The organism is Micromonospora sp. AMSO1212t (genome assembly GCF_008868145.1).
Lineage (GTDB): Bacteria > Actinomycetota > Actinomycetes > Mycobacteriales > Micromonosporaceae > Micromonospora > Micromonospora tulbaghiae.
This window is the reverse complement of record NZ_WBKS01000001.1, coordinates 183,945-196,572: the sequence shown is the minus strand read 5'-3', so window position 1 is coordinate 196,572 and position 12,628 is coordinate 183,945. Positions and strand designations below refer to the sequence as shown.

The 12,628-nt window shown below is 70.4% G+C and carries 4 protein-coding genes; 1 reads left to right on the top strand and 3 read right to left on the bottom strand.

Annotation, left to right across the window (positions count from 1 at the left end):
- Nucleotides 1-2,831 (bottom strand): amino acid adenylation domain-containing protein (locus tag F8279_RS00585; RefSeq protein ID WP_151498748.1); only part of this gene is annotated, 2,831 nt, incomplete at its 3' end.
- Between the two features lie 316 nt (nt 2,832-3,147).
- Between F8279_RS00585 and F8279_RS00580 the strand changes: the two genes are divergently transcribed.
- Nucleotides 3,148-4,491 (top strand): MFS transporter, encoded by a 1,344-nt coding sequence (locus F8279_RS00580; protein ID WP_151498747.1) that lies wholly within the window; start codon nt 3,148-3,150, stop codon nt 4,489-4,491.
- 46 nt (nt 4,492-4,537) lie between these two features.
- On the opposite strand, the gene F8279_RS00575 is transcribed toward F8279_RS00580, so the two are convergent.
- Both F8279_RS00575 and F8279_RS00570 read right to left on the bottom strand, forming a co-directional pair.
- Nucleotides 4,538-5,203 (bottom strand): response regulator transcription factor, encoded by a 666-nt coding sequence (locus F8279_RS00575; protein WP_151498746.1) that lies wholly within the window; start codon nt 5,201-5,203, stop codon nt 4,538-4,540.
- A 339-nt stretch (nt 5,204-5,542) separates the two neighbouring features.
- The gene (locus F8279_RS00570) at nt 5,543-12,397 is read right to left on the bottom strand and encodes a non-ribosomal peptide synthetase (RefSeq protein ID WP_151498745.1); all 6,855 of its coding nucleotides are present in this window, start codon (nt 12,395-12,397) and stop codon (nt 5,543-5,545) included.
- Nucleotides 12,398-12,628 lie beyond the last annotated feature (231 nt).

Here is a 12,628-nt window from a genome sequence, read left to right as displayed (position 1 = left end):
CGAGTTATAGTACGGTCTAGTGGGCTTGGAGAGGTGTATAAGAGATAGATGTGGGGGTGGGTGGTGAGGGTGTTTTCGATTTCGCCGAGTTCGATGCGTTGGCCGTTGATTTTGACTTGGTGGTCGTTGCGGCCGAGGTATTCGAGGGTGCCGTCGGGGTTCCAGGTGGCGATGTCGCCGGTGCGGTAGAGGCGTTGGCCGGTGGTGGGGTGGGTGATGAAGGTGTGGTTGGTGAGGTCGTCGCGGTGGTGGTAGCCGCGGGCGAGGCAGGTGCCGGCGAGGTGGAGTTCGCCGGGGATGCCGATGGGGGTGGGTCGGTGGTGGGGGTGGAGGACGTGGCATTGGGTGTTGGCGATGGGTTGGCCGATGGGGATGGTGGGGTCGGTGTGGTGGGGGTGGCATTGCCAGTAGGTGACGTCGACGGCGGCTTCGGTGGGGCCGTAGAGGTTGTGGAGTTCGGCGTCGAGGTGGGTGAAGAAGCGGTCGCGTAGGTCGGCGGTGAGGGCTTCGCCGCTGCAGAAGACGCGGGTGAGGGTGGTGGGTGCGGTGGTGGTGTCGAGGTGGTTGAGGAAGTGGCGGAGCATGGCGGGGACGAAGTGGACGGTGGTGATGTTTTCGCTGGTGATGGTGTGGGTGAGGTAGGCGTTGTCGCGGTGTCCTTCGGGTCGGGCGAGGACGAGGCGGGCGCCGACCATGAGGGGCCAGAAGAACTCCCAGACGGAGACGTCGAAGGTGTAGGGGGTTTTCTGCAGGACGGCGTCGTGGGCGTGCAGTGGGTAGGTGTGTTGCATCCAGCGCAGCCGGTTGTCGATGGCGCGGTGTTCGACCATGACGCCTTTGGGTTGGCCGGTGGAGCCGGAGGTGTAGATGACGTAGGCCAGGTTGTCGGGGGTGACCGTGGTTTCGGGTGGGGTGTCGGGGTGGGTGGCGACGGTGGGCCAGTCGGTGTCCAGGGCCAGGTGGGTGGTGGTGTCGGGGAGCCGGTCGGTGAGGTGGTGCTGGGTGAGCACGACGGGCACGTCGGTGTCGTCGATGAGGTAGCGCAGGCGTTCGCGGGGGTGGTCGGGGTCCAGGGGGACGTAGGCGGCGCCGGCTTTGAGGGTGGCCAGTAGGGCCACGACGAGTTCGGTGCTGCGCTGGGCGCAGATGCCGACGAGCCGGTCGGGTCCGGCGCCGAGGTCGATGAGGTGCCGGGCGAGTTGGTTGGCGCGTCGGTCCAGTTGCGCGTAGGTGAGGTCGGCGCCGGCGTAACGCACGGCGACCGCGTCGGGAGTGCGGGCGGCCTGCCGGCTGATCGTCTCGTGCAGACACGCCGCGGGTCCGTAGTCCACCGCCGTGTCGTTGAACGAGTCCAGCAGCCGCTGTTCCTCCTCGTCCAGCAACGGCAGCCGACTCACCGGCAGCCCCGGATCAGCCACCGCAGCGGCCAGCACCCGACCCAGATGAGCGACCAACCGCCGAACCCGACCCTCCCCGAACAACTCCGTCGAGTACTCGACGAGCACTTCGAGTTCGTCGTCGGGGCCCTGAATGGCGGTCACCGTCATGTCGAACCGCGACCGGGTGGTGTGGAAGGGGAGCATTTCCCCGGGCACCTCACCCAATCCGAAACCCGAATCCGCCGGGCCCGACGAACGCAGGGAGAAGGTGGTTTGGAAGAGGGGGTTGCGGCTGGGGTCGCGTGGGGGTTTGAGGTGGCTGACGAGGGTGCTGAAGGGGATGTCCTGGTGTTGCAGGGCGCCGAGGACGGTGTCGTTGCAGCGGTTGATCAGGGTGTGGAAGTCGGGGTCGCCGGTGAGGTCGGTGCGGAGCACGACGGTGTTGGCGAAGTAGCCGACGAGGGGTTCGACTTCGGGGTGGTGGCGGCCGCTGAACACGGAGCCGACGGTGATGTCGGTCTGGCCGGTGTAGCGGGACAGGACCACGGTGAAGCCGGCCAGGAGGGTGGCCAGGAGGGAGGCGTGGTGGTCGGTGGCGAGTCGGCGCAGACGGTGGCCGAGGTCGCGGGGTAGGTGGGCCCGGTAGCTGGCGCCGGCCCAGGTGCGTTCGGCGGGGCGGGGCCGGTCGGTGGGCAGGTCGAGGGTGGGCAGGTCGTGCAGATTGCGTTCCCAGTAGGTCAGGTGTTCGCGCAGGGTGTCGCCGGTGAGGTGGCGGCGTTGCCAGGCGGCGACGTCGGCGGGTTGGACGGTCAGCGGGGGGAGCTGGGGTTGCCGGCCCTGGGTGAGGGCCTGGTAGGCCTCGGACAGTTCGTGGGTGAGGATGCTGACCGACCAGCCGTCGGTGACGGCGTGGTGCAGGCTCAGCAGCAGCACGTGGTCGTCGGTGTCCAGGCGCAGCAGGGCGGCGCGCAGCAGCGGGCCGGTGGCCAGGTCGAACGGTCGTTGGGCCTCGGTGTCGGCGTGACGCACCGCTTCGGTGAACGGGTCGTGGGCGGTGGACAGGTCGATCACCGGCAGGTCCGGGCCGTCGCCGGCGGGGTCGATGAGCAGGCGGGGACTGCCGTCGGCCGCGGTGGTGAACCGGGTCCGTAACGCCTCGTGCCGGACGGTCAGCAGCCGCAGCCCCGACCGCAACGCCGCCACGTCCAGCTCACCACGCAGCCTCAACGCGAACGGCACGTTGTAGACCGTCTGCCCCGGATCCAACCGGTCCAGGAACCACAACCCCTCCTGCTGGAACGACGGCAACAACGGCTCGTCCCGCGACACCACCGGCACACCCCGCTGCACCGACACCCGCTCCCGCAACCGCCGCCGCAACAACTCCTGCTTGACGTCGGACAGCATCGACACTCGATCCGTCGTGGCGTCCTCTCGCCGCATCTGCGTCATGGCCCCTCGCTCATCGGTCGCGGGAATCTGATCCGGAACGCTTTTCACGCTAGGTAGCGCGGAGGGCGGCGTCTGCCTCGTGACGTTGATTCGGCGGAGGCTCCTGGCTTGCAGTTGAGCGGCTCAAACGCATTTTCCGAGGTATTCGGCGCCATCATTTCGCTTACCTTGATGGCGTCACCGGGCCGAGTGCCCGGGTTGGCGGTAGCGTCGGTATGCCCGGGACGTCCCCCGCCCCGAGCCCGCCGTTCGCCGGGCGCGCCTTTCGCACGGCAACCCCCCTTGACGTACGCCAGCCCGCAGTGGAGGACCGCAGGTGAAGGCATCAGCAGACGCCCCGTTGAACCGCAACGCCAGCTTCCTCAAGTTGTGGGGCGGGCAGTCGGTCGCGCTGCTGGGCAGCAAGGTGTCGCAGTTGGCGCTGCCGTTGGTGGCGATCTACACCCTGGATGCCAGCCCGTCTATGGTCGGCCTGATCGGCACCGCGACGTTCCTGCCGTACCTGTTGTTCGCGCTCTGGGCGGGCGCCTGGATCGACAGGCGCCGCCGGCTCCCCATCATGATCACCACCGACGTGGTGCGTGGCGTTGTCCTGCTCGGCATCCTCGGCCTGGCGGTGACCGGCACGCTGACCATGTGGATCATGCTCGGCCTGGTCTTCGTGTTCAGCACCTGCTCGGTGCTTTTCGAGCTCTGCTACTACTCGTTCGTCCCGTCGATCGTTCCCTCGCGTGACCTCGTCGCGGCGAACAGCCGGTTGCAGGCCAGCGACTCGGTCGCCGAAGTCGGTGGTCCCGGCCTCGGCGGCGTGCTGGTGCAACTGCTCACCGCACCGTTCGCGCTGGTGGCGCAGATGATCTCGTTCGTCGTGTCGGCCGTGACGCTGGCGTCGATCCGGGATCGGGAGCCGCAGCCCGAGCCGCCTGCCGGGGGCGCTCCGCCGATCATGGCCCAGATCCGTCAGGGCCTGGTGACCGTCGTACGCGCCCCGTTGCTGCGTACCCTCGTGGTGAGCGCCGCCCTCTACAACTTCTTCGCCAACTGGGTGATGGCGTTGTTCCCGGTCTTCGCCGTCCGGGCGCTGGACCTCAACGCCGCGACGATCGGTCTGATCCGCTCCTGCGGGGCGATCGGTGGCGTGCTCGGCGCCGTCGCCGCCGGACGGCTGATCGCGCGGCTGGGCATCGGCCGCTCGTACCTGGCGTCGATCGTCCTGCCGTTCGTGGCGTTCGTCGTCATCGCCGTGACGCCGGCGAACACGGTGTTCACCGTGGTGGTGCTGACCCTGGCGTTCGCCGCCAGCGGCTTCCTCGTCGTGTCGAACGTGGTCGCGATCAGTGTCCGGCAGACCATCACCCCCACCGACCTGCTCGGTCGGATGAACGCCACCTACAAGTTCATCTCCTACGGGGTGATCGCCCTGGGCACCTTCGCCGGCGGAGTGGTCGGCGACCTGCTCAGCCTCCGGGCCGGCATGATCATCGGTGCGGTGGGCCTGGTGCTCAACGTGCTCTGGATCCTGGCCAGCCCGCTGCGGCCCATGCATGAGCTGCCGGAGCCGGTCGACGAGACGCCGGCGTCGGGGCCGGAGTCCGGGGCCGACCGGGAGACGCCGACATCGCGCGAGGTGCTCGGAGACGCGCCGGCCAGCCGGGGCTGAGCACCTTCCGTCAGTGCCTCCGCCCCGGCCCACCGACCACACGCGGTCAGTTGGAGTTGACCAGCCCGGCCTGATAGGCGAAGGAGACGAGCTGGGCGCGGTCTCTGACCTGGAGCTTGCATCGCAGCCGGTAGATGTGGGTCCGCACCGTCGCCACGCCGATGTAGAGCTTGCTCGCGATCTGCTCGACCGACAGCCCCTGCGCGGTGAGTAGCAGGATCTCCCGCTCCCTGGTGGTGAGCGTCATGGCCAGGGTGGCCAGCGGCCGCGGCCGCTCGCTCTCGTGCTTGCGGAACCAGTCGAGCAGCCGCCGGGCCACCGACGGGCCGAGCATCGCCTGCCCCCGGGCCACCGCCCGGATCGCGAGCACCAGCTCCTCGCGGCTGGCGTCATCCGACAACAGCGCGTTGGCTCCGGCCCGCAGCACCTCCGTGTGCGTCTCCTCGGAGTCCTCGACCGCGTACACCACCACCGGGGGGTTTGTCTGTTCGTTGTCGCCGCGCAGCCGGCGGGTCAGGTCGGTGCCCGACATTCCGCGCAGCCGTAGGCCGGTCACCACGGCGTCGGGCCGTTCGGAGCGTACGAGCATCAGGGCGTGCACACCGCTGTCCGCCACACCCACGATCTCGAAGTCGGGCTCCGCCGACAGCAGACGCTGCAAGCCAGCGGTGACCAGCGGTCGCTCGTCGCAGATGAGTACCCGAAGCGCCATCCTGGGAACACCCCCGTTTGTCCGGCTCTCCCATCGGCAGCCGAGGGAGGGCCCTGTGCGAACGGCAGGCCGTGGAATATTCACGAGCCTGATTGTGGGGAGTATGTGCCCTACGACAACTGTACTATTCGGCGCATGCGTGCTTACTTTCCGTTACTGGATTCCTTGGGGTTGCCCGAAGCGCGTTGACCTGCCTGTTTCCGGCCGGGCACACAGAATTCCGCTTACGGCTTTCGGATGATGGGACGCGGCGGGCGAAAGGGTCCGCCATCTGGAACGTCGCCGTCCGGCTTGACGCTCTGTGGCCGGCGCCACGAACGGCCCGCGCCGGCACCCGTGCTACCGGTCCAGGTCGGCGAGGACCGCCGCCAGTACGGGACCGAGCTGCCTCAGGGCCGGGGTGCGCATCATGCGGTGGTGCGTCGTGGCGATCTCGTGCGTGGTGATGTGACCGCCGATGTAGGGACGCCACTGATCCGCCAACCCGGACGGGCCGGCCGTGCAGAGCAGCAGGTCGCCCCCGAACACGCTCGGCGTGAAGCGGCTCTGCAGCCGCAGGCTGTGCCGGACGTTGGCGGTGATCCGCTCGACGGTGTGGTCCGGGAGGCTGGCCTGGTCGAGTTCATCCCCGAGCGCCTGCTCGATGCTGCCGTCCGGGAGTTCCTCGCCGGTCCGGTCCACGACCGGGGGCACATCCAGGATCGCCAGCAACGACACCTTCTCGCCGGCCTGCTCGAGGCGGACCGCGAGCGCGTGGGCGACCAGACCGCCGAACGACCAGCCCAGCAACTGGTAGGGGCCCTCCGGTTGCACCCGCCTGATGTGGGACAGGTAGTCCTCGGCCATCTGCTCGACGCTCTCCGGCATCACGTCCCCGTCGACGAGACCGGCCGCCTGCAGCCCGTAGAGCGGCGTCTCCGGGTCGACGTGGTGCAGCAGGCCCGCGTACGACCAGCTCATCCCGCTCGACGGATGGATGCAGAACACGGGAGGCAGGCTGCCGTGCCCCCGCAGCGCGAGCAGCGTGTCGAAGGCTCCGCCCCTGGTGTCGCCCGCGATCGACCGGGCCAGCCCCGCGGCCGTCGGAGCATGGAACAGCGCGCCCACGCCCACGTCCACCCCCAGCACCGTGCGCACCCTGCTGATCAGGCCGGCCGCCAGCAGCGAGTGTCCGCCCAGCTCGAAGAACCCGTCGTCCGGGCCCACCTCGTCGAGACCGAGCACCTCGGCGAAGAGCTGGCACAACGCCGCCTCCATCGGCGAATGCGGGCCACCGGCCGCCCCGGCGAACACCGGCTCCGGCAGCCGCCTGCGGTCGAGTTTCCCGTTGGGCAGCAGCGGGAGGTCGTCGAGGACCATGACCACGGCCGGCACGAGGAAGGCGGGCAACCGCTCGGCGGCGAACCCGCGCGCCACGACGCCCAGGTCCGGCGCGGCGTCCGGTTCCGGTGTCACGTATCCCACCAGGCACGGCTCGCCCCGGCTGTCCGACCGGACGACCACCGCGGCCCGCGCCACCCCCGGGCATCCGCCGAGCACCGCCTCCGCCTCGCCCGGTTCCACCCGGAACCCACGGATCTTCACCTGGTCGTCGGACCGGCCCCGGAACTCGAGGTAGCCGTCCGGATGCCAGCGGGCCAGGTCGCCGGTGCGGTACATCCGACCACCCGGCGGGCCGTACGGGTCGGGCACGAACCGCTCGGCCGTCAGCCCGGGACGGTTGCCGTATCCCCGGGGCAGGCCCGCGCCGGCGGTGTACAGGTCACCAACGACCCCGACCGGCACCGGGCGCAGGCCGACATCGAGCACGTAGGCGCGAAGGTTCGGCAGCAGCCGCCCGATGGGCACGGGCGAGGGCCAGCCGGCGACGTCGCCGTCCAAAGTGTGCGCCGTGACGACCTGAGCCTCGGTCGACCCGTAGTTGTTGTGCAGCCGGCGGCCCGGCAGGCGTCCGCAGAACGCCCTGACCTGGCGGCTCACCGTCAGCGCCTCGCCGGCTTGGACGATGTCTCGCAGGTCCGGCAGGTCGGCGTGCAGCTCGTTGGCGGCGCCGGCGAGCGCGTCGATCAGCAGGTTCGGCGCGAACAACTCGTTGACCCGGTGCCGTTCGAGCCACCGGACCAGCCGTGGCGGATCCGTGCGCACGTCGCCCGGCACGATCACCAGGGTGCGACCGGACGTCAGCGCGGACAGCATCTCCTGGAGTGACACGTCGAAGCTCAACGAGGCGAACTGCGCGGTGCGGATCCCGGGACCCGGGCCGAGCACCGTGTTGTGCCACTCGAACATGTTCACCATGACGTCCGGCGTCATGACCACGCCCTTCGGCCGCCCGGTGGAGCCGGAGGTGTAGATGACGTACGCCGGGGTCAGCCGGTGCACGGGCGCGATCCGCTCGTCGTCGCGCACCGGATGGGCGGGGTAGGCCGCCAGGTCGGTGTCGTCGACGGCGACGCACGCGTACGCGCCGTCGGGCACCGAGGCGCGCAGGTCCGTGGTGGTCAGCACGGTCACCGGGCTCGCGTCGCCCAGCATGAACGCGATCCGCTCAGCCGGATAGTCCGGATCGATCGGCAGGTACGTGCCGCCCGCCTTGAGGATCGCCGTCAGACAGGTCACGACGTCCGCCGACCGCCGGATCAGCACGGCGACCGTCCGTTCCGGGCCGACGCCGTGGTCGATGAGCAGCCGCGCCAGCCGGTTTGCCCGCTCGGCCAGCTCGGCGTAGGTCACCTGGCTGTCGCCGTGGACGACGGCCACCGCATCCGGTGCGCGTGCCACCTGCTCGTCGAACAGGTCCGCGAGCGGGGCGAACGGTACGGCCCGGGCCGTGTCGTTCCAGTCGACCAGAACTCGCCGACGCTCGTCCTCGGTGAGCAGCTCGATCTGGGCCAGGGGCCGCTCCGGTTCGGCGGCCACCGCGGTCAGCAGCCGGCGCAGACGCGTCACGAGGGACACGGCCGTTCCGCGGTCGAACACGTCGGTGTTGAACTCGATCGTGCCGTCGAGCCGGTCCTCCCGGTCGGTGAAGTGCAGGAAGAGGTCGAACTTGGACGTCCCCGTCGGGATGAATCCCTCCTCGGTCACGGTCAGTCCGTCCATCGGGATTTCGGTGGGCGGCGCCTTCTGCAGGCCGAGGAACACCTGGAACAGGGACTGGTGGGCACGGGAGCGAGTCGGGTTGAGCATGTCGACCACGTGGTCGAAGGGCACGTCCTGATGCGCGTAGGCGTCCACGTCCACGTCCCGGACCCGGGCGAGCAGGCGCCGGAACGTCGGAACGTCGGAGCAGTCGGTGCGCAGGACGAGCGTGTTGACGAAGAAGCCGACCAGGTCGTCCAGCGCCTCGTCGGTACGCCCGGCGACCGACGTGCCGACCGGGATGTCGGCGCCCGCGCCGAGCCGCGCGAGCAGCGCCACCAGACCGGCGTGCAGCACCATGAACAGGCTGGCGTCGTGCGTGGCGGCGAGCGTGGCCAGCGCGGCACGCAGGTCCGCGTCCCAACTGAACCCGTGGAGGTCGCCCTGGTGGGTCTCGACGGCGGGATGCGGCCGGTCGACGGGCAGCGGGATGCGGTCGGGCAGCCCCGACAGTGTGTGCCGCCAGTAGTCCAGCTGCGTGCTCCGGATGCTGTCGGGACGGGACGGGTCGCCGAGCAGCTCACGCTGCCAGAGCGTGTAGTCCACGTACTGCACGGGAAGCTCCGCCCAGGCGGGCGCCGCGCCGGCGCGCCGGGCGTCGTACGCGGCGCGGAGGTCCCGGACCAAGGGTGCGAGGGACCAGCCGTCCGCCGCGATGTGGTGCAGCAGCACCACGAGGAGGTGATCGTCGTCCGTGACCTCGACCAGCCAGGCCCGGATCGGGAGTTCACGAGCGAGGTCGAAGGTGTTGCGGGCCAGCGGCCGTAGCACGCGGTCGAGGTCCTTCCCGTCCGCCCGCACCGATTCGACGTCCAGGTGGGCGGCGGCGGCCGGGATCACCTGTTGCCACGGCACGCCGTCGGTCTCGGGGAACACGGTGCGCAGGCTCTCGTGGCGTGCGACCACGTCGTTCAGCGCGGCCCGGAGGGCGGCGCCGTCCAGCCGGCCCTGCAGGCGCAGGGCCAGCGAGATGTTGTACGTCGGCGAGGGTCCCTCCAGACGGTGCAGGAACCACATCCTGGCCTGGGCGGGGGCCAGCGGCACCCGCTCGGGCCGCGGCATCGGCCGCAGCCTGAGCCGGCGTTCCCGGGCCTGCGCCACGACGTCCGCCAAGAGCGCGGGTGTGGGCGCGTCGAACGGCGCCCGCATGCCGAGTTCCACCCCGAGCACCGAACGCACCCGGCTGACCAGCCGCGTCACCAGCAGCGAATGCCCGCCCAGGTCGAAGAAGTTGTCCTCGGCGCCGACCCCGTCGAGGCCGAGGACCTCGCCGAACAATCCGCACAGCTCGCTCTCCACGGGTGTCCGGGTGGCGCGCGACAGGGTACGGAACGTCGGCGTGGGGAGGGCCCGCCGGTCGACCTTCCCGGTGGGCGCGAGGGGGAACGTCTCGGAGACCACGACGGCCACGGGCACCATGTAGGCGGGTAGCCGCCGTTCGACGAACTCCTTCGCCGCCGCGCTCAGTCTCTCCCGGTCCACGGGGGCGCCGGCCGGGTCTGGCATGACGTGCCCGATCAGGCACTGCTCGCCCCGTGCGTCCGTACCGGCGACGACCACCGCACCGGCCACGGCGGGGCAGCGCGCGAGGACCGACTCGACCTCGCCCAGTTCGATCCGGAAGCCACGGATCTTGATCTGGTCGTCGGCCCGCCCCAGGTATTCGAGGCCGCCGCTGCCCAGTCGCACCAGGTCACCGGTCCGGTACAACCGTTCACCGGCACGGCCGAACGGATCCGGCACGAAGCGTTCGGCAGTCAGCCCGCCGCGACGCCAGTACCCCCATCCCAGGCCGGAACCACCGACGTACAGCTCACCCGTCACGCCCGGCGGCACGAGATCCATCTTCTCGTCCAGCACGTAGCAGCGGTATCCGGGCAGCGGCCGGCCGATCTGGCTGTGCGCGGAGAGTCGGTCGCGATCGAGCGCGGCATGAGTGACGTGGACCGTGGTCTCGGTGATGCCGTACATGTTGACCAGTTCGGGTTGGTGCGGGTCGTGCCGTCCGTACCACTGATCCAGCCTCGCCAGGTCGAGCGCCTCGCCCCCGAAGATCACGTAGCGCAGCGCGAGCCGGTTCGAGGTGACCGGGTCCTCGGCGTCGGCCCGCATCAGTTCGTAGAACGCCGACGGGATCTGGTTGAGCACAGTGACGCGCCGTTCGGCCAGCAGGCGCAGGAGATCGGGCGGAGACTGGGCGATCTCGGTCGGCACCACGACGAGCGTGCCGCCGTGCAGCAGGGCGCCCCACATCTCCCAGACCGAGAAGTCGAAGGCGTACGAGTGGAACAACGTCCAGGTGTCTCCCGGACCGAAGTCGAACAGCTCGCCCGCCGCGGTGAACAGCGCCACGACGTTGCGGTGCGGGACGACCACGCCCTTCGGCCGGCCGGTCGACCCGGAGGTGTAGATCATGTAGGCGGCGTCGTCCGCCCGTGGCGACGAGGGCAACCCTCCGCCCGGGCCGTCGGCCAGTCGGGCCGCGACCGCCGGGTCGTCGAGGTGGATCCGCTCGGGGCCGGCCGGGTGGACGCCCGGCTCGCCCGGGTCGATGTCCCCACCGTGCTCCGGCGGCAGCCGGTCGACCAGCAGGAGCGCGGGCGGAACCGGGTGACCGGGCAGCGCGGCGGTGACGGCGGCGCGGAGGTCGTCCAGGAACGCGGTACGACCGCGCCACCGCTGCCCTGACTCCGGGTCGCCGGTCGCCGGGCGGTCGGTGGCGACACCACCACCGGCGGCGGGCCGGGTGGCGTAGACGTTGTGGAGCGCGGTGTCGCTCAGGAGCCGGTCCTGCGCATGGGTCACCTCGTACCCGCGCCCCCGCAGCAGGGTCAGCACGCTCGCCAGGCGGTCGTCGACGTCGTGCACCTCGACGACCACTTGGCGGATGAGGGGCCAGTGCTCGTCGTCGATGCCCTGGAGAACTTCGTACTCGGCGCTCTCCACGTCAACCTTCAGCAGGTCGATGCGCTCGACGCCGCGCTCCCGTACGACGTCGGAGAGCGTGCGCAGCGGACAGGTGAAACGTTCGCTGGACAGGCCGGCGTCGACCAGCTCGTCGAGGTCCTCGTCACTGATGCCCGTGTCGTCACCGGGCGTGTCGAGGAGGTGGTCGGATCGGTTGCGCAGGTAGGACCGGACCAGGTCATGCGCCGCCTCGGGGCTGGTACGGCTGGACGAGATGACCGTGTTGTGCGGGTAGAAGGTGAACGTCTCCTCGCCGGCCTTCGCGGCGAGCCCGTACGGGAGCGCGGTGGCGGGCAGGTCGTGCAGCTCGACGTTGCGGCGCAGGGACTCGTACAGAGGCGGGATCGGTTCGAAGGCGAAGACGGTGGCGCGGGGCCAGTGCAGGCCGGCGAACAGCGTGAACATACCGATGTTCGCGCCGACGTCGAAGATCACGTCGCCGTCACGGACGCTGATGCCGTGTCGCAGGTACCCGCGCCGGGTGAAGATCTCCTCGAAGAGGAATTCGGTCTCGCTCTTGTTCTGGTGGAACATCTCCACGCCGTTGGGCAGCGTGTGGACCTGTCGCAGCGCGTCCGGGTCGGCACCGGCGAGGCGGCGCACGGCACCCGCGCGATCGTGCGCGGGTACCACGTACGCGACCGGTCCGGAGTCGGCTCCGCCGCCGTCGTGGGCGAGCACCCGGGCCTCCTCGACGGCCGAGTGGCCGGTGAGGACCGCCTCCATCCCGCCCAGGTCGGCGTCACCGGGGCCGAGCACGTCCGACGTGCCGACGACCACGACGGGCTCCGAGTCCCGCAGCATCCACGCCACGCGCTCCTCGGGAAAGGCCGGGTCCAACGGCACGTAGGCGGCTCCGCACTTCAGGACGGCGAGCAGTACCATCGGCACGTCCACCGACCGGTGCAACCGCACCCCGACGAACGTGCCCGGGCGGGCACCGTGCTCGGTCAGCAGCCGGGCCAACCGGTCGGCCCGGCGGTCGAGCTCGCGGTACGACACCGAGTCCCGGCCGCATGCCAGCGCGAGCGCGTCCGGCCGCTGTCGCACCTGCGCTTCGAAGAGGTCCACGAGGCTCGCGGTCACGGCCGCGGCTCCACCGGGCGATGCGACGACAGGAGAGTCACACTCGGCTCCTTCTCTTCGGCGCCAGGCCACTCCGCGCCGGAACTTCCCATTCCGGACGGAGGTCAGGAACTGACTCTAGGGACGTGCCCGGCGGCGGGAGAACTACTCAGATGGGTAGACCACGGGCAGTGGCCCTCCGCTTGCCGCCCCGCCGGCGAGCGGATACGGTCGCTTGTCGATCGTCGGTCC

What these genes read in the sequence shown, in the direction of transcription:
- F8279_RS00575 (WP_151498746.1), bottom strand. Translation starts at nt 5,203, where the DNA reads ATGGCGCTTCGGGTACTCATCTGCGACGAGCGACCGCTGGTCACCGCT.